Source organism: Runella sp. R5_40, from assembly GCF_057652295.1.
This window is the reverse complement of the sequence record NZ_JBYFCH010000006.1, coordinates 32,961-50,954: the sequence shown is the minus strand read 5'-3', so window position 1 is coordinate 50,954 and position 17,994 is coordinate 32,961. Positions and strand designations below refer to the sequence as shown.

Genomic DNA, 17,994 nt, shown 5'->3' with positions numbered 1-17,994 from the left:
ATTATAAGTTATTTTAACTACAAAACAGACATAAACGAGTATTTTCTGCTAATTTTTCTACTATGAAACCCCAGCTTTTACAGGTTGCTATTAGCCCTAACCGCTCCTTTAGCCTTCGTCGAGATACGATTCCGAACATCAACAACCGTTGGCATTGCCATAAAGAGGTCGAATTGGTTTGGTTTCACCGAGGCAGCGGAACACAGTTTATTGGCGACAGTATCCGACGCTTTAAACCTGGCGATGTAGTACTGGTAGGGGCAAATTTACCGCATTACTGGCACTTTGACCACGAAGAAAAAATAGTAAGCCCCAAAGGAAGTGAGTTTTATTCTTCCGTCATTCATTTTACGGAAGATTTCTGGGGAAGCCAATTTCTGCAACTTCCCGAGAATAAAATGCTTAAAAATGTGCTTGAAAAAGCCAAAAGGGGTATCTCATTTTCGGAAGAATTGAGCCAACAAATGGCACAACAAATGGAGTCCATTTTTGCCACGGAAGGCACTTACCAACTCATCGCCCTGATTCAGTGTTTGTTGCTCGCTCAGCACTGCGACGAAAATGATTTATTGTCTTCCCTTAGTTTTCAATACGACGCCTCCGACCTTGAGAATGAACGCCTTCACGGTATTTATAAATACACCCTCCAGAACTTTCACAACAAGATAAAACTGCAAGAAATTGCGTCGTTGGCTGGGCTAACGCCCAACTCTTTTTGTCGGTATTTTAAGCACCGAACGGGTAAATCGTACTCTCAGTTTTTGCTCGAAATACGGGTAGGAAATGCCTGTAAGTTACTCATTAACACGCCTATGACCATCAAGCAAATTTGTTTTGAAAGTGGTTTCAACAACTTCACTTGTTTTTATAAGCAGTTCAAGAACATTACAGGCATGAGTCCATTTTCGTACCAAAAAGCCCACGCAGATAAGTAGAAGGGAATGACGAAGTACGAATGAGCGAATGACGCACGCTGGTTTAGGACTAACGGCCTATTTTTACCCCAAAATTGATAAACCCGAGCTTGCCACTTTGCTGATTGTAGTATTGAGCGTTGCTGGTAGAGAACCTCGTCAAGCTAGGTGTAATTTGGGTAAATGAAGGCGTATAATTAAAAAAGAGCGACACGCCTCGGTAACCCACTTCTGCCATGTAAGTGAAGTTTTTTAGGCCGTTTTCTTTGACAGCATAATACATATCTCTAGAAGCAATAACGGGGCCGCTAGTGGCCGTAACCCGACCTCCCAAAACTCCATCTGAATCTATGGAATACCCACCCCAGCCAATAAGCATACTGCCAGCATCCAATGGCTGTTTCATCCTACTAACATTGTAACGAACCCCTACGCCCAACGAAAATGTTTCTTTTCCTTTTTTGTTTTTGAGAAACACTTTGGGCATTAGTTGAAAATTATAACTGAACGCGCGGACATCGGTTTGTTCTGCCCTAAGCGCTAAAGTATTGGTGTAATAATCGTATTTGGCAGAAGATATTCGATTGTCGGAAAACAGTTCTGGATCCATTTTTTCAACATTAGAATATTGATACCTCAGCCCCAACGCTTCTATCCCTACTCCGTACCTAAATTTCATTCCCATTCGTTTTCCATTCCACCAATAAGCGTCGTGTACCAAACTCACCCCTACCACCGAACGGGTTCGTAACCAAAGCGAATTAAAAACCGTATATCTCTTGCTCGGTGGGTTGTCCATAAAAACTGAAGGGTCATTGAGTCTAAAGTATTCGTACCGACCAATGGGCTGGTTGAAAAAAGTGTAACTACCCATTCCCAGATGCAAATTAAAAAACGTGTTTTTCTTATACTCTTGCCAGTATTGTTGCCATTTGGGAAGTGGCTTGGCCGTTGCACGATAAGGCGCTGAACTCAGCTGAATGTGTCCCAACGTAGAGTCTTGGGTTTGGTTCAGGTCACGCAGAAGTTTGTTTAAATCCAACCGCTCAAGCTTTTGTAAGTCTGCGGGCGTTTTGCCGTAAAAAATAACGCGGCTTGCGGGGCCTGCATTCACAATGAGGGAGTCGGCAGCCCAGCTACAGTTCGCAGCAAGGAGACACATTAAGATGGTTGTTTTCATGGTTGTTATTGGTTATTTCGATTCTGGTACAACGAGGCTGTGCGCGACCAACGACCACACGCCTTTGCCTGCGCGGCGGTCCAATGCTCTTAAATCAAATTTTCGTTCTGTGCGCAAACGGCGCGTTTCTCGGCTAAAGCGTTCTAAAAAGGTGGTTCTTAGTAAATCTTGGGCGGGGGTTTTCTCGGGCAAGTCTGGTATGTCAATATCCACAATCAGCACTCGTTCCTTGGGTGTGACATTATCCCTTGAATCCCCTTCTTCCTTCTGGGAAAGGGGACTTTTGTGGGCTTCGCTCGCTTCTTTTTCAACACGGGGAAACGCTTCACCCTTCTCCAACAAGGCGAGGGGTTGGGGTGAGGTGATTCCATCGGCTTGGACAACGACTTGCGCAAGCTTACTTGAATCCTCTGGCTCAACAACCCGCCTATCTTCTACAACGAGCATTTTTTCAACGTATCCGTAGCTTTTATTTTTCTTCACTAAAGCCTTTTCCTGTTGGGTAGCTTCTACTTTTAATGGCTCTACGAGAGGATTAGCAAGACTGCGTTGCGGAGTAACTTTGACCAAGCTTGGAGGTAGTTGAGTCGAAGAATGGGGATTCAACAACCATTTACCCAACAATAGTATCCCAATGAAAGCGGCAGCCACCGCCGCCCATCTACCAAAAGCAAAACCACGACGAGGCGAATTTTGCGTTTCGATGCGCTCCCACACGGCTTTTTTATCCCATTCAAGAGGGCTAATGTCCTCCACTGTATCGTCGCTGAGCGTTTCTCGGATTTTATCGAACAATTTTTGATTGTGCATAGTCTTTTTCTAGTTCAATGACCCTTTTTTGCAACAATGATTTTGCCTTACTCAATTGAGACTTGGAGGTTCCTTCCGAGATGTTCAGCATTTTGGCAATCTCGGCGTGGCTATACCCTTCGATTTCGTACAGGTTAAAAACGGTTCGGTAGCCAACAGGAAGCTGCGAGACAATTTCCCAAATCTGTGCGGCCGAAAGCCTCTCGATGGTGTTTTCGCTGACGGCTTCGATTTCAAACTCAGAATCTGACAACAAATGAAAATTGGCGCGCTTGCGAAGCGATTTCAACGCCTCATTGACCGTGATACGTTTCAACCAAGCTTCAAAAAATGGCACACTCTGAAAATTTGCTTTCGGCATATTCTCAAAAGCCAAGCAAAACGCTTCCGAAACTACGTCTTCGGCATCAGCCCGTTCGCGCAAATACCTGAAAGCCAAGCGATAGATGACATTACCGTACCCCTCAAAAAGCTGTTTTTGAGCCATTTTATCGCGGTGCTGGGCTTTTTGTATGGTGGCGAGTGTAATCAAATTAGGTGCGTTTTGGGCTTATAATAAGAAACGCAGGCGAAAGGTTGCCTGCGTTGTAAAAAAAATAAAAAAACAGTCTGACGTCTCCGACGCAAGTTTTAACTCAAAATGCCCTTCACCAACTTCCCGTGTACGTCTGTAAGGCGAAAGCGACGGCCTTGGTACTTATACGTCAACTGCTCGTGGTCAACGCCCATCAAATGCAGCAACGTCGCCTGAAAATCATGCACATGCACGGGGTCTTTGACGATATTGTAGCTAAAATCATCGGTTTGTCCATACGAAAATCCTGACTTCACGCCTGCCCCTGCCATCCACATCGTAAAGCAACGCGGGTGGTGGTCGCGGCCGTAATCGTTGGCCGCTAATTTTCCTTGCGAATACACCGTTCGGCCAAATTCACCTCCCCACACAACCAAGGTATCTTCGAGCAACCCTCGGCGCTTGAGGTCAATCAACAGCCCCGCCGTGGCTTGGTCAATTTGTTTACACTGCTTCGCCATGCCTTTGGGCAACGACCCGTGGTGGTCCCAGCCTTGGTGGTAAAGTTGCACAAAACGCACGTCTTTTTCCAACAGTTTACGCGCCAGCAAACAATTGGCCGCATAGCTTCCCTTGTCACGGCTGCCAGGGCCGTACAGGTCAAATACTTCGTCGGGTTCTTGGCTAGTATCCATCACTTCAGGTACGGAAGTTTGCATCCGATACGCCATTTCGTACTGCGCAATGCGGGCATTCACTTCGGGGTCGCCCCAGGTATCGTTTTGCAAGCTATTGAGTTGGCTCAAGTACCCCAACATCTGCTCGCGGTCGGTGCCGTCGTAGCCTTCAGGATTATTGAGAAACAACACGGGGTCTTTTCCCGACCGAAACTGCACGCCTTGGTATTCGGACGGCAAAAAGCCATTCCCCCACAGCCGCGCGTACAAAGGCTGGTCTTTGGATGCGTCTTTGGACACCAACACAATAAAAGCGGGCAAGTTCTGATTTTCAGAGCCTAAGCCATAGCTCACCCACGACCCAATCGACGGGCGCCCAGGGAGTTGATGACCCGTTTGAAAAAACGTAATAGCGGGGTCGTGGTTGATTTGTTCGGTATAAAGCGATTTAACCAAACACAATTCGTCCACCACCTGCGCCGTGTAAGGCAGCAGCTCGCTTACCCACGTGCGCGTGCTTCCGTGTTGTTTGAAACCATACACACTTGGGGCAATCGGCAACGATGCTTGGTTGGCACTCATCCCCGTCAGGCGTTGCCCCTTCCGAACCGAATCGGGCAAGGCCGCCCCCAGCATCGACTGCAATTTTGGTTTGTAATCAAAGGTTTCAAACTGCGAAGGCCCGCCTGCCATAAACAAGTAAACCACCCGTTTGGCTTTGGGCAAAATCGGCGTTGCTCCAAAACTTGGCGTTCCTAACAAGCTACCCAGCGCCAACGCCCCCAGTCCCGAGGCCGTTCGCTTGAGAAAATCACGGCGGTCGAGTTGTTGGTTCAAGCCCGAAAATTCGGGGGTATGCAATCGAAAAGGTTCATCGTGATGCGGTGTCATGGGCATTAGCGTTTGGTGATGGTTGCATCGGAATTTAAAATGGTATTGGCCACGACGGCGTAGGCTGCCACTTGGGCAGGTTCGAGCGTGGTATCTATTTTTTTCAACCCTGTTTTTAGCCAACCTTTTGTTTTGGCGGGGGTTGTTTTAAAAGTCTGGTATTGCGTCGTGTATAATTTATCCAACAACTGTACTTCCTTTTCGTTGGGTCTTTTTCCCGTCAGTTGTCGGTACGCCCATTCAATCGCTTCCGCTGACTGTTTTTGGCGGGCCATTTGCTCGCCCATCACCCGCGAGGCTTCCACGTAGGTGGGGTCGTTGAGCGTGACCAAGGCTTGCAAAGGCGTGTTGGTGCGTTGTCGGCGTACGATGCAGCTACTACGCGTGGGGGCATCAAACGTCCCCAAGGTCGGATTCGGCACGGAGCGTTTGACAATCACGTACAGGCTGCGGCGGTAAATGGCATCGGTCGTATCCATTTTGTAGGTCATGCTGTTGATTTCCCACAAGCCATCGGGCTGGTACGGTTTTACACTTTTACCCCCAATTTTGTTATTCAACAACCCACTAGCTACCAAGGCATTGTCGCGGAGCATTTCGGCGGTTAGGCGAGTGGCAGGGCCTCGCGCCAACAAGCGATTTTCGGGATCACGCTCTCGCAGGGCGGCCGTCGTGCGCGAATCTTGGCGGTACGTAGCCGACATCACCATCAATTTTACCAATCGTTTGACATCCCAGCCGTAATCCTGACGGAACGTGACCGCCAACCAATCCAGCAATTCAGGATGAGAGGGCAATTCGCCTTGGTTTCCAAAGTCTTCGGTGGTTTTTACTAAGCCTGTTCCAAAGAAATTTTGCCAATAGCGATTCACTGCTACCCGCGCCGTCAGCGGGTGATTAGGATCGGTCAACCACTGTGCCAAGCCAAGGCGGTTTTTGGGAAGCGTGGCGGGAAAAGCCAAGACCGCAGAGGGGGTGTTGGGAAACACTTCAGGGCCAGGTGCGTCGTATTGCCCGCGTTGTAGCAAGTACGAGCGTTTGGGCGTTGGCATTTCCTGCATTACCATAATTTCGGCAATGTGGCGCGTAGAATCGCTGAAAGCCGTTCGTTGTTGTTGCAGAACTGCCCGTTCAGCAGCTACTGCTGCATCCACGGCCGACACGTAATAGTCTTTCAGCACCGCCCGTTCTTCCTGCGACAGCGAGGCAACAGGCTTATCCACAATGGTTTGCCACGTAGCTTTGTTGGCCAACATCTTTATTTCAAAAGGCGTGAGGGTTCGGTTATACACCGCCACGTCGTCCACTTTACCGCCTTTGAAGCCCAATCCACGCCACCAGCCACCAATTTGTAGCCCCGTTTCGTTTTTGGCATCGTAAAAAATAATGTCTTTGTACAACTGGTCCATCACCGTTTCCATCGCCAATTCGGTTCCGTCCATAAACAATTTAAAGCCATTGGCTTTGGACGAACCGTCGTAGGTCATGGTCAACTGCACCCAGCGGTCGCGCGGAATGGCTTGATTGCTTTGCCGCGTGATGGCATTGGACGGTGCCGTGTGCGCCATGCAGATTTCGAAGCGGTTGTTTTTGACGTGCAAATGAAACCCTTTGAAATTGTACAACCGCTCGGCATTGCTTTTGTGAAAAATCACCCCTTCTTTAAACTCTTTGGGAAACCACGCCCAAATCCCAACCGAAAACGGCTCTGATTTTCGGAATACACCCACGGGCCGCAAATCGGCGTACGAATCGCCGTTGAGTTCGAGTACTTGTCCACGGGCGGTTTTGGAAAAAACAGGCTTGTCGGCATCGCCCGCGTCGCGCTTCATTTTGCCCTTATGCGAAGGGTTCACGGTATTTCGTAAAGAATCTTCAAAGGTAAAAAAGCCCTGTAAGCCTACCTGCGGCACGGCTTGGGTTCTGAGTTTTCGCGGCTCTTCCGTTCCCAACCACGCCTGAAAAGAAGCTTCGGAAGCATCCACAGTTTTGGCCAATTTGACTTCCTGTTCTTTCATCGACGACTGCATAAAACGGATTAACTCCTCTTGTTTTTCGGTAGGCAACAGCAGCGTCGGCGTGGGCAAGTCGTCGTTCCACGAAATTTGTCCCGCTTCGCGCACGTTGTTGAAAAAGCTGTAGAGTTCGTAGTAGTTTTTCTGAGAAATAGGGTCGTATTTGTGGTCGTGGCAACGCGCACAACCCAGCGACAACGCCATGAACGCATCGCCCAAGGTATTGGCTCGGTCCATGACGTATTCGGTTTGAAACTCTTCTTCCACAATTCCCCCTTCCATGTTTTGTTGGTGGTTTCGGTTGAAAGCCGTCGCAATCAGCATGTCACGGCTTGGGGTATTTCCCGAAGGCCCTTTCATCAAATCGCCCGCCAATTGCTGGTGGATGAAGGCATCGTAGCGCATGTTTTGGTTGAAAGCATTGATAACCCAGTCGCGGTAAGGTGACATATCGCGCAACCGATCAACGGTATAGCCGTGAGAATCGGCATAGCGGGCGACATCCAGCCAATCGGTGGCCATCCGCTCACCAAAATGCGGCGACGCCAGCAGTCTATCGACTTGTTTTTCGTAGGCATTGGGGCTTTTATCCGCCAAAAAAGCGTCGATTTCGGCAATGGTTGGTGGTAATCCTGTTACATCCAACGACAACCGCCGCAGCAATAATTCCTTGGGCGCTTCGACCGATGGCGTCAGTCCTTCACGCCCCAACCGTTGTCCAACAAAATAATCAATTTCATTGACGGGCGTGTAGCCGCTGAACGGTGCTGCCGTAGGCACGGCTTTTTTCTCAGGTTTCACAAACGCCCAGTGCGGCTTATACACCGCTCCCGTTTTTACCCATTTGAGTAAAACGGCCTTTTCTTCGGCCGTCAGGGTGAGGTGCGACTGCGGCGTCGGCATTTGGTAGTCAGGGTCGCTGGACAAAATGCGGTGTACCAACTCGCTTTTGGCCAAACTACCTGGCTTGACGGCTACTTTGCCAGGGTTTTCGGGCAATTGGCCATAAGCAGCTTGCGCCACGTCAAGGCGTAAACCCGCCTTTTGTTTGGCTTTGTCGGGGCCGTGGCAGGCAAAGCATTTGTCGGAAAGCACAGGCTTTACGTGTTGGTTATAATCCAGTTCGGCGGGGAGTTTGTCATAGACCGCGGCCACCTCCTCGGGTACTTTTACACCGTCAATGGTTTTGGTGGGTGGAAACCAAAAAGGCACGCTGGCCAAGCAAAAAAGGAGAAACCTCATCATGACTATGATTGCGTTTTCGTGGTTTTATTGGTGTCGGGCAACGTGAATCGTTGCTGCCCATCTTCTATTTTCAACGTTGGTTTGGCGCGTTTAAGCCGTTCAATCCCTTGCGGAGTTACCTTGGTTTTCCACAAATAGACGACCTTCAATTGTGGATAAGTCGCCAATTGTTGAATACCTTCGTCGGTCACGGCCGTACCGTATAAATTTAGCTGTTCCAATTTCGGCAATTGCTTCAATTCGGCCAACGCCGCATCCGTGATTTGCGTATTTTCCAGATTGAGTCGATTGAGGTTGGTCAAAGCGCTCAGGGGTTTTAATTCTTCGTCGCGCACGGGCTGGTTAGAAAGGCGCAACCGCACCAATTGCCCTTGCACGCGGCTTAATTCTTTCAACATCGACGGTTGGTACGCTTTTACATTCACAAAATTAGCTGCTACGTAGCCCGTTCCTTGCTGTACGGGCGTCAACGTCACCTGCTGTTGCTGAAAATACGTCACCGTCGATGCAGTGGGTGCTTCGGTTGGTTTCGCCAATATCGACGTCTCGACGCTTGCGAAAGCCGACGTTTCTTTTTGTGGAGCAATCGCACTATCCACCACCAAGGTAGGTAAGGTAAGTGGCAAAATCGCCGAAGCTTCCACCTCCGAAGGTTGTTGGTTTTGAATAACCTCCACTTCTGCTTTAAACGATGCCCCTTTGGCAATCCAATGGTGCAGAATCGTTACTTCTTGGGATGTCAGTTGGCGTTTGCCTTTGGGTGGCATGTGCATTTCGTCGTCGTGCGGCAGCAGCAGGTAGCTAAACAGCTTGCTTTTTTGTGGATTTCCCGCCACCAATACTCCTCCATTTTTACCTCCTTTTTGGATAAAAGCTTCAGTATCAAGCCGCAGTCCGCCCTTCTTTTTCTTCGCCGAATGGCAACTGTAACAGTTTTTTTCTAGAATAGGCACCACTTGGTCGCGGTAAAGAAACGTGCGCCGTACTTGGGGCTGATTGGCCGCCACCAGCGAATCTTGTTTTACCACCTCAGGCACCAAGGCCACCGCCGTCGTATCGGATGAATCAACAGATTGATTACCAAATGATAAATAGCCTTCGCCATGCGTCAAGTTGCCGCCGTAATGCCCCGCAACGGTCAACAAAATCACCGTTGCCGAGGCCAATAGCCAGCGGTATTTTGCAAAAGCGTAGGTCAGAAAACTCAACGCCGCCGTTGCCAACCCCGTCCATTGGTGTACCTGCACGGCCTCCGCCTCGTAGTCGCCCGACTGCGCCAATAGCCAGCCAGCTCCGCACGACAACAATGCGGCAATCGCCCCCGCCAACCAAGCCAGCGAAATAGCTTCCGTTACGTCCACTTTTCGGACTTTCTGGTACAACATCAACGCAAACCCAAACAGTAAAATACCGATGGGAAGATGCACTAAAAGCGGGTGGAAACGGCCTATGTATTCGGCAACGGTCATCATGCAAGATTTTCTGGTTTAGGATACACAAAAGTAAGGCGAAGTTTGCCTTTCAAAAATGAATAAAAGTGGCAGCTATTTGTACAAATCCGACTTTTTTTCAAATGCTTTCGCCCAAAAGCCCAGAATCAAAATTTCCAAATACCACAATCCTACTCTTTGCTAAATAAATATTCCCAATGAAATCTATTTTATGCGAATTAGAGGTTAAAATACCTGATAATTTTGGTAAATTTCAAAGACTAAATTGAACTAAAGTGTGTTTTCTTTGTAAAAATTAAAGCGCCAGACACCCATTATAACGCAGCGTTTTATAAATAAATAGATAGATAGGTTAAAATCACAAAAAGCTCATTGTTCCTTTTATACATGAGCTTTTTCTTATCTAATCCATACTGCAATGATTGACACACTCTACACCTTAAAATTTAACCTGTTGCACGTTGGCTACGCCTCACTAGGCACCGATTGGCAATTTGACGGCGTATTAAGCCCTTTTTCTCGGTTGTATTTTATTACCGAAGGCGAAGCTTGGGTTTACCATAATCAGCAAAAGTACCTGCTAAAGCCTGGGCACATGTACCTTATTCCCAAATTTTCGGTCAGTCGTTATCATTGCGACACCAACATGGAGCAGTATTATATTTCCTTTTTAGATGACTCCGAATCAGGTCTTTCGGTGTTCGACATGCTGCCGTTTGTCTATGAAACCCAAGCGTCGCATTTTGACAAGGAGCTATTCCAGCGCATATTAGATTTGCACCCAGGCCGCGCCATTCTCAAGAATGACCCTAAAACCTACGATAACCGCGCGGATTTGCTAAGTTTTAACCAAAAGTACCCTCCTACCAACGAGCACCATCTTATCGAAACGCAGGGAATTTTACTTCAATTGGTATCCCGATTTATCCGTCCTACCACTGCCTTTGGCAATACCAGCGAGAAACACCGACGAAGTGACATCGGCTTTGTGCTTCGGTTCATTCACACGCATTTGGATAAAAAGCTAACAGTAGAACAATTGGCTGGTCTTCAGGGGCTTAATTGCGATTATTTTTCGCGACAATTTCAAAAAGTCTTGGGAATTCGCCCATTGGACTATATCATCAATAAACGGCTGGAGCGGGCCAAATTATTGATAACGACATCTTCGCTTTCGTTGCAAGAAATTGCCGACCGAGTAGGTGTATTTGACATCTACTACTTCTCGAAACTGTTTAAAAGTCGTTTTGGAATAGCGCCGAGCCAGTATCGGAAACAAGTCTCCGAGCTTGACTAAAAGACCTGACGGGGGAGGGTGATAAAACCAAGCACGGGGGAGGCAAAACCTCCCCCGTCGCCCACTCACTCATTCTATCTAAAAAGTCTTTAAGTGCATTTGGAAGGATGGAATGCGCGCAAAAAAGCAAGCAAACCAAGAGCCCTAAAAATAAAACGGAGAGCGCGACATAAAAAATAAAAAAGCACCAATGCCCGTTTTGGCTGCTTAAATAGGGCATCTCAAGCGCTGAAAGCGGCTTTAGTTTATTTGCCCAACCATTCCTTAAAATCTGCAATGCGGTCGCCACTCACAAAAACTTCTTGTTTAAAAGCGGGTACCAATTCTAGCTTTATTTTACCTCCCGAATACGCATGGGCAACTTGAATCGCGGATAATGAAACGAGCAGGGAGCGATTGACCCGAAAAAAATCATGCGGATTGAGCAACTGCGTAAGTTTGTCGAGGCTGTAATCGACGCTGAGGCGAAGGTTGTCGTGCGTGGTAAGAATGGTCGCTCGGTCTTCAAACGAAAAATAAGCGATTTCGCTCGTTTGAAGGCTTCTCAATTTTGCCCCCACCGTTACCATAAAACGGTCTTTGTAAGCCACTTGGTTTTGGCCAAAAAGTTGGAGCATTGCATTGAGATTTACTTCAGGAGCAAGCGGTTGTCGCAACAGCTTAAATTTATCAATTGCGGCTTTTAGCTCCTCAAAATCAATGGGTTTCAACAAATAATCAATGCTATTAACTTTAAAAGCCCGCAAGGTATATTCGTGGTAAGCGGTGGTGAAAATGACGGGAATCGTCAGCTGAAGTTTTTCGATAATGCGAAACCCTAAATCGTCTTCCAAGTGGATGTCCAGAAATAACAAGTCGGGCTTGGGATGTTGGGGGTTTTCGAACCAATTAATCGCATTTTGCACCGAGGGGATTTGCGCCAACACCCGAATTTCGGGATCGTAACGATGCAGCAAATGAGCCAACCGCTGGGCCGTCAGTTTTTCATCTTCAATAATTAGTACGTTCATGCAAGCAATGGTATGGTAACTCTAAACATCCCGTCTTTTTGGGTGATAGAAACGGGACTTGAGGTTAGTAATTTGTAACGATTGACGATATTGTTCAACCCTAAGCCCGTCGAAGGTTCGCTTTGGGGACGGGGCTGAATCGGATTAACCACGCTCAAATACGTCTCGTCGCAGTGAATAGAAACCAGCAGTGGCTCTTCGGCCGACATTCGATTGTGTTTGACGGCGTTTTCAACCAACAATTGTAGCGTCAGCGGGGCAACCGAATACCGATTCGCGACCGATTCAGGAATGTCAATTTTCACGTTTAGTTTTTCATCAAAACGCATTTTCAACAAAAATAAATACGTTTCGATAAACTCAAGTTCTACTTTAAGGCTAATCCGTTCGTTGTCACTTTGTTCTAAAATATACCGATAGGCTTTTGACAACTGCTGCAAAAACTTCCCAGCCAATTCACTGTCAATTTCTACCAAAGAAGACAAAATACTAAAGTTGTTGAACAAAAAATGAGGGCTTACTTGATTTTTCAACGCATTGAATTGCGCTTTCACGTTTTCCTTTTCCAATCGCTCGGCTTTTAATTGGATATTCTCAAGTTGTTGATAAGCCCGTCGGTTAGAGGCCAAATAAAAGGCTGATAACATCGCTAAAATGGTCAGGCCCATATTGGCTTTTTTCTTTTGCTGCTTTGTAAAATGATGCGCCACGCTGTTTTCGGGGGAGTGGTTTGGAGCAAGGCCAAAACGTTGTTCGAGCGAATCTTCGGCAAAACTCCACAAACTCCGAAAGCCGATATTAAACATAATCGCCAACACGGTAGCCATCGAAAACATCGCCAATTGGGCAGGAATTTTGAATTCCATCAAAAACCCCCTACCAAACCAGCTAAACAACCGTTGCTGCACCCACTCAATGACGTTAATCCACAAAAAGAAAAACAGCACATTGACGGTCACTTCCATCATCCACAGTGGTAAGCGTTGTAAAATTGGGACTTGGCTAAGGTCATGAATGTTGATGTAGATCCGAATTGGTAAATAAACAACCACCACACTCAACGCGAGTTGGAGTTGTTGGCGTTTGCTGAGAAAATCAGAAGGAGCTAAGTTCATCAAAGTAAAAATAAGGAATTAGCTCATAATAAGGCAACAAAAACGGGCTGAATGTCTATTTCAGCCCGTCGAATGACTCATATCAAGTTGTGAATGCCTTTTTTGCTCAATCTCTTATTCTTCTCCCTCCTCGTTCACCCTGTTGTTCTCCCGAAGGCGACGACTGGGTTGAGCCGCGACCTTGCCATCCTCCACGGTCATTGCGGGGCGTTTCGCTCCGTTCTGTCGAACGGCTAGGACTTTGCGCTTCGCTACGGCGTTGCGGACTACTGTCTCTTTCTCCCCCGCCCTGCCAAGTACGCTCGGCACCACCGCGCGGTTGTTCGTAGCGTTGCTGGGGTTGTTCCTGACGTTGTTGCGGCTGTTCGTAACGGGGTTGAGGTTGCTGATAACGTCCCTCGTCTCTACGGCCATCGTTACGCTGACCTTGTGAATTTCGGTCGTCGTAACGGGGGTTATTTTGCGAACGATTCTCCCAACGTCCTTCACTTTCACCTCTCGACTGGGGCATGTTACGGTCATTGTAACGTGGGTTATTTTGTCCCATGCGGTTGTCGTACTGCCGCTGCGGGTACGAGCGGTTATTTTGTGAATAACGGTCGTTACGGTTATAATCGTTGCGGCGGTAATTGCGGTACAAGTCATCGGCCCGATAGACATACACACGGTTGCGAGTTACGCGCTCTAAATCATGGCGATGCGGGCCAAACACGTACGAGCGGTTGTTGTAGCGGTAATAATTGTTGAGATAGGATGTTCCACCCCACAAACCAGAGATGCGGTTTCGTGGTACACAGTAGCTATATACACGCGGGCTACGAATGTACATATCGGGAACAAACACCCAGTAGTTATACGGGATGTTGATGTTAATATTGATGTCCAGCCCCATACCTGGCCCCAACGGTGCCCAACCGTAGTAACCACCACCCGAGCGCCAAGTTACCCAAGCAGGCCCCCATTCATACCCAGGAATCCACACCCAGCCATAGTAGTTATCAAACGTCCAGCGTCCGTAGTGAAACGGTGCCCAGCCCCACGGGTAATCCGACACCCACGTGTTGCCGTATTCGGTCATTTCCCAGCGTCCATTGGTACCGTAGGGCTGAAAATCAGGCTCTACGCGGGGGCGCCACACCCGTCCGTACGACGGATAGTCCATCCAGTCGCCATAAGGAGAAAGCTCGTCGTAAAACTCATCGTACGAAGGCTCGTAGTCGTAGTTTTGGGCCCAGCTTTTTTGGGCTGCGAAGAGTGTCACAGCAATACCCAAAGCCAAAAATAGCGCGCGGAAGTTATTGAAAGTCATCATTGTTTTCAATTGTTAAAGGAAGCTGTTGCTTTTGTAATGATAACGAAAAGGTACTGCATTTCATTTCAATTACCAACCCCGTTAACAATCATTAAGGAAAATGTATCCGTTGCTACAAACGTTGCGCCTCTCCGAGGCTATTTTGAAGGACTACAAATGTTGCACCTCTCCGAGCTACTACAAACATTGCGCCTCTCCGAGGCTACTTTTTAAGTAACAGAGCAAAAGTTGTGGGGCATTTTCTTTTATACAATTCGTTGACTTTGAACGGATAACGACTAACAGTTAACGGTTAACGGTTAACCGCACGGATTTCTTTCGCCTATCCAATTAAATTTGAAAAATTAGTTGGATGGGCACCTTTTTAATTCTACATTTGTAGAACAAAATACACATCCGTAGAATATGCAGCTTTCTAAAGCCGAAGAACAACTCATGGAATACCTCTGGCGGCAAGGCCCCATTTTCATGAAAGACCTCATTGAGGCCCATCCCGACCCAAAACCCGCCGCCACTACCATTGCCACTTTGCTCAAACGAATGCAAGACAAAGGCTTTGTGGGCTACGAAACCTTTGGAAATTCGCGCCAATACCATGCCCTTGTAACCAAAGAGGATTATTTCGGAAAACACGTCAAGGGATTGATTCAGCAATTTTTTGGCAACTCTGCTTCTCAATTTGCCTCCTTTTTTACCACGGCTACCGACCTCTCCGAAACCGAACTTGAAGACTTAAAAAGCGTGATTGAACAACAAATCAAAAACAAACAACAATGATACTCTACGTGCTCAAATTCACCGTTGTGTCGGCCGTGTTGCTGATGGTTTATCATTTTTTGCTGCGTAAAGAAAAGGTCTATGTCTTTAGTCGCTTTTTCTTGGTGTTTGGGCTGGCTTTTGCTGCCCTTGTGCCCTTTGTCCCTATTCAACTTCCTTCTACGGTCGCGCCCGTGCCTACCTACCTCAGCCATGAAACAGCCATTATTTCGACCAACCTTGCACCAAAAGCCGCAACAGCCCCTCCTTTTGTACAGCAGACGGTTGAAAAAACAACCACTATTTTCCCTTCTTTGGAGCAACTCATTGGGGGGCTGTATCTGCTCGTAGCCAGCTTATTGCTCGTACGTTTTGTTCAAAATCTTTGGCTTATGCGAAAGAGCATTGGGCAGCATCCCGTCGTTCGGCAGGGTCAATTAAGGATAGTTCTTCTTCCCCAAGCCATTACTCCCTACAGTTTTTGGAATTACGTTTTTGTCAACGAAACCGAATACCACCAAGGAAGCATCGAACCCGAAATTTGGCAGCACGAAGAAGCGCACATTCGTCAGAAACACACTTTTGATATTCTTTGGAGCGAGTTTTTCAAAATTATTGGCTGGTTCAACCCCGCCGTGTGGTATTACCGCCACGCGATTGCCCTCAATCACGAGTTTTTGGCCGACGAATGGGTACTTCGCGGCCATCCTAATCCGCCCGTTTACCAATACTTGCTACTCCACCGCCTTTGTCACCACACGCACCTTACCTTGTCGAGTTCATTTAATTATAAAATCACCAAAACCCGTTTCGCCATGATGCAAAAAAACACAACTCCCCTCCGCGCCTTTGGCCTTAAAGCGGCTGCTTTTGTCACCATCTTGGGCGTAGGCATTGCTTTTGCCGACCTTAGTTGGGCGCAAACCCCTGCTCCTCCAACTATTCAACCTGCTTCTAGCGCCAAAGCCGCCTCCAACCCCGACGGAGCCTCTGCCGAAATGATTGCTGAATACCAGACACTGGTTAATAAATACCTTACAAAAGGTGTGCATAACGGCAAAGAATGGAGTCGATTGGATCGCCCCAACGAACAAGACCGCGCCCGTTTGGAAGTACTTTTTAAGTCGATGAGTGAGGCGCAGCAGTTACAGCAACAGTATGCCATGAACCCTCCTTTGGGGCCATTGCCAAGAATTACGCCTACCGAAAAGGAGTTTGAAGCCTACAAAAATCCGAAAATTTACGGCCTCTGGATTGATGGCAAAAAAGTACCTAATTCGGTGTTGAACAAGTACAAGGCATCGGATTTTTCACAAGTGTTTATTAGCCGACTTTACAAAAACGCCCAAGCGACGATTGGTTACAAATACAAGTTTCAGTTGGACTTGGAAACAACGGCATACTACGAAAAAAACCGAGCAGAAACCTTGGCAGATAAGCGTTATTACTTGGGTTTTAACATGGCCAAGTGGAAGAAAGAAAATGCGGAGAAAGGCAAATGAGGATTTTGCTAAAACAAAAAGTGGCTGTCTCCAATCAAAGAGACAGCCACTTTTTGTATAAAACGAGCATTATAAGCTATTGCCAATCCCCACAATAACCACCGAAACGAGCATGGTGAGAATCCCTAGCACAATCGTGCGGAAGGTACGAGGAGAAACAGCTTTCCACTCTTTAAAGTATAAACCCCATAAGTTAGCCGTTAGGATGATGGTTGCCATGTGGAGAATCCACGAACTAGCCCCATTGCCCAGTTTGCTTTCGCCCATTCCGTAGAAGAAAAATTGCAAAAACCAGGTAGTTCCCGCCAGTGCTGAGAATACATAGTTTTTGACGAGGGGCGTAGCGGGATTGAGGTAATCGCCAAACGATTTGTTGCGACTGTTAAGAATCATACACCAAATAAAATTGGTCGTTAGTCCTCCCCAAAGTAATACCACATAAATCACGTTGTTTTGATAAAGCGGATTCATCCCCGCTACTACGGCGGCGTCAGCCATGGGTTTTCCAGCTTCGATACCGAAATTAAAGCAGGCGCTCAACGTTCCCGAAATAATGGCCACAACCAATCCTTTTCCCACGTTGAACTCAGCCACACTCTTTTGTTTTTCTTCGGTAGAAAGTTCGTTTTCTTTCATCATTCCTGCTTTTCCACAAATAAAAATGCCAAGCAAGCACACCGCAATTCCGAGCAACACCACTTGTCCGCTGCGCGAATTAATCATATCAATGATAGACACTTTTCCTTCGGTTGGATAAACTGCGTAGAAAATAGCGGGAAGCAATGACCCAAACGCCGAACAAAACCCTAAAGTCACGGAGTTGCCAAGCGACATGCCCAAATAACGAACTCCCAACCCATACGTAAGTCCGCCGATTCCCCATAAAAGTCCAAAGAAAATGGTCAGTTTAATAACATCAGAGGAGGTCGCTTTGATGATTTCGGCAAAACCTGGAATGGTTAACCAAGCGGCCAAAGGTGGCATAATGAGCCACGAGAATAGCCCCCCGATAATCCAATAACTTTCCCAAGACCATCCTTTTACTTTTTTGTAGGGCATATAAAAACTACCCGAGGCAAATCCCCCTATTGAGTGAAAAATAACGCCTAAAATAGACTCCATGAGAAAACGGTTTTTGAGTTAGTAAAGAGTTGAAAATTGTATTAATACAACAAATTGTACAAACTTAGATAGCTGCATACCCTCAACTGTCCTTGACTGTCATGTAAAAAGATTTTTTTTTCTCCGTTTTACGCACCATCTATTGTAGCTTTTTTGAAGTGCATCGAAACGCAAAAATGAGGA

The 17,994-nt window shown here is 47.2% G+C and carries 14 protein-coding genes; 4 read left to right on the top strand and 10 right to left on the bottom strand.

Features of this window, described 5'->3' with window-relative positions:
• The first annotated feature begins 62 nt into the window (after positions 1-62).
• Positions 63-935 (top strand): AraC family transcriptional regulator, encoded by an 873-nt coding sequence (locus AC23N5_RS12955; protein WP_487755914.1) that lies wholly within the window; start codon positions 63-65, stop codon positions 933-935.
• Positions 936-984: 49 nt separating this feature from the next.
• On the opposite strand, the gene AC23N5_RS12950 is transcribed toward AC23N5_RS12955, so the two are convergent.
• From AC23N5_RS12950 to AC23N5_RS12925, 6 genes are all read right to left on the bottom strand, one after another.
• Complete coding sequence (locus tag AC23N5_RS12950; protein ID WP_183970853.1) at positions 985-2,094, bottom strand: porin family protein; 1,110 nt, start codon at positions 2,092-2,094, stop codon at positions 985-987.
• Positions 2,095-2,106: 12 nt separating this feature from the next.
• Positions 2,107-2,904, bottom strand: a complete 798-nt coding sequence (locus AC23N5_RS12945; protein ID WP_487755913.1) for a hypothetical protein — start codon at positions 2,902-2,904, stop codon at positions 2,107-2,109.
• A complete protein-coding gene (locus tag AC23N5_RS12940; protein WP_122934019.1) occupies positions 2,879-3,436 on the bottom strand; it encodes an RNA polymerase sigma factor in 558 nt (185 codons plus the stop codon). The genes AC23N5_RS12945 and AC23N5_RS12940 overlap by 26 nt, the downstream gene beginning before the upstream one ends.
• Positions 3,437-3,534: 98 nt before the next feature.
• The gene (locus AC23N5_RS12935; RefSeq protein ID WP_122934606.1) at positions 3,535-4,986 is read right to left on the bottom strand and encodes a DUF1501 domain-containing protein; all 1,452 of its coding nucleotides are present in this window, start codon (positions 4,984-4,986) and stop codon (positions 3,535-3,537) included.
• Positions 4,987-4,991: 5 nt separating this feature from the next.
• Positions 4,992-8,246, bottom strand: coding sequence for a DUF1553 domain-containing protein (locus AC23N5_RS12930; RefSeq protein ID WP_487755912.1), 3,255 nt, complete (start codon positions 8,244-8,246; stop codon positions 4,992-4,994).
• 2 nt (positions 8,247-8,248) lie between these two features.
• Complete coding sequence (locus AC23N5_RS12925; protein WP_487755911.1) at positions 8,249-9,718, bottom strand: c-type cytochrome domain-containing protein; 1,470 nt, start codon at positions 9,716-9,718, stop codon at positions 8,249-8,251.
• 397 nt (positions 9,719-10,115) lie between these two features.
• Between AC23N5_RS12925 and AC23N5_RS12920 the strand changes: the two genes are divergently transcribed.
• On the top strand, positions 10,116-10,994 hold the full coding sequence (locus tag AC23N5_RS12920; RefSeq protein ID WP_487755910.1) for an AraC family transcriptional regulator: 879 nt from the start codon (positions 10,116-10,118) through the stop codon (positions 10,992-10,994).
• A gap of 245 nt (positions 10,995-11,239) precedes the next feature.
• Here AC23N5_RS12920 and AC23N5_RS12915 read toward each other — a convergent pair whose 3' ends face one another.
• The 3 genes from AC23N5_RS12915 to AC23N5_RS12905 all read right to left on the bottom strand — a co-directional run bounded on the left by AC23N5_RS12915 (position 11,240) and on the right by AC23N5_RS12905 (position 14,431).
• Entirely contained in the window at positions 11,240-12,004 is a 765-nt protein-coding gene (locus tag AC23N5_RS12915) for a LytR/AlgR family response regulator transcription factor (RefSeq protein ID WP_487755909.1), read from the bottom strand.
• Positions 12,001-13,119: a sensor histidine kinase gene (locus tag AC23N5_RS12910; RefSeq protein WP_183970847.1), complete on the bottom strand. Its 1,119-nt coding sequence runs from the start codon at positions 13,117-13,119 to the stop codon at positions 12,001-12,003. The genes AC23N5_RS12915 and AC23N5_RS12910 overlap by 4 nt, the downstream gene beginning before the upstream one ends.
• Before the next feature lie 106 nt (positions 13,120-13,225).
• Positions 13,226-14,431, bottom strand: a complete 1,206-nt coding sequence (locus tag AC23N5_RS12905) for a DUF6600 domain-containing protein (RefSeq protein ID WP_487755908.1) — start codon at positions 14,429-14,431, stop codon at positions 13,226-13,228.
• Between the two features lie 405 nt (positions 14,432-14,836).
• Here AC23N5_RS12905 and AC23N5_RS12900 point away from each other — a divergent pair, with 405 nt between their 5' ends.
• Both AC23N5_RS12900 and AC23N5_RS12895 read left to right on the top strand, forming a co-directional pair.
• Positions 14,837-15,208, top strand: a complete 372-nt coding sequence (locus AC23N5_RS12900) for a BlaI/MecI/CopY family transcriptional regulator (RefSeq protein ID WP_183970845.1) — start codon at positions 14,837-14,839, stop codon at positions 15,206-15,208.
• A complete protein-coding gene (locus tag AC23N5_RS12895; protein ID WP_487755907.1) occupies positions 15,205-16,689 on the top strand; it encodes a M56 family metallopeptidase in 1,485 nt (494 codons plus the stop codon). The genes AC23N5_RS12900 and AC23N5_RS12895 overlap by 4 nt, the downstream gene beginning before the upstream one ends.
• 69 nt (positions 16,690-16,758) lie before the next feature.
• On the opposite strand, the gene rhaT is transcribed toward AC23N5_RS12895, so the two are convergent.
• Entirely contained in the window at positions 16,759-17,811 is a 1,053-nt protein-coding gene (gene rhaT, locus AC23N5_RS12890; RefSeq protein WP_487755906.1) for an L-rhamnose/proton symporter RhaT, read from the bottom strand.
• Between the last annotated feature and the right edge of the window lie 183 nt (positions 17,812-17,994).

Coding starts and splice junctions, on each gene's coding strand:
- AC23N5_RS12955 (WP_487755914.1), top strand. CDS start 63: ATGAAACCCCAGCTTTTACAGGTTGCTATTAGCCCTAACCGCTCCTTT.
- AC23N5_RS12950 (WP_183970853.1), bottom strand. CDS start 2,094: ATGAAAACAACCATCTTAATGTGTCTCCTTGCTGCGAACTGTAGCTGG.
- AC23N5_RS12945 (WP_487755913.1), bottom strand. CDS start 2,904: ATGCACAATCAAAAATTGTTCGATAAAATCCGAGAAACGCTCAGCGAC.
- AC23N5_RS12935 (WP_122934606.1), bottom strand. CDS start 4,986: ATGACACCGCATCACGATGAACCTTTTCGATTGCATACCCCCGAATTT.
- AC23N5_RS12930 (WP_487755912.1), bottom strand. CDS start 8,246: ATGATGAGGTTTCTCCTTTTTTGCTTGGCCAGCGTGCCTTTTTGGTTT.
- AC23N5_RS12925 (WP_487755911.1), bottom strand. CDS start 9,718: ATGATGACCGTTGCCGAATACATAGGCCGTTTCCACCCGCTTTTAGTG.
- AC23N5_RS12920 (WP_487755910.1), top strand. CDS start 10,116: ATGATTGACACACTCTACACCTTAAAATTTAACCTGTTGCACGTTGGC.
- AC23N5_RS12915 (WP_487755909.1), bottom strand. CDS start 12,004: ATGAACGTACTAATTATTGAAGATGAAAAACTGACGGCCCAGCGGTTG.
- AC23N5_RS12910 (WP_183970847.1), bottom strand. CDS start 13,119: ATGAACTTAGCTCCTTCTGATTTTCTCAGCAAACGCCAACAACTCCAA.
- AC23N5_RS12905 (WP_487755908.1), bottom strand. CDS start 14,431: ATGATGACTTTCAATAACTTCCGCGCGCTATTTTTGGCTTTGGGTATT.
- AC23N5_RS12900 (WP_183970845.1), top strand. CDS start 14,837: ATGCAGCTTTCTAAAGCCGAAGAACAACTCATGGAATACCTCTGGCGG.
- AC23N5_RS12895 (WP_487755907.1), top strand. CDS start 15,205: ATGATACTCTACGTGCTCAAATTCACCGTTGTGTCGGCCGTGTTGCTG.
- rhaT (WP_487755906.1), bottom strand. CDS start 17,811: ATGGAGTCTATTTTAGGCGTTATTTTTCACTCAATAGGGGGATTTGCC.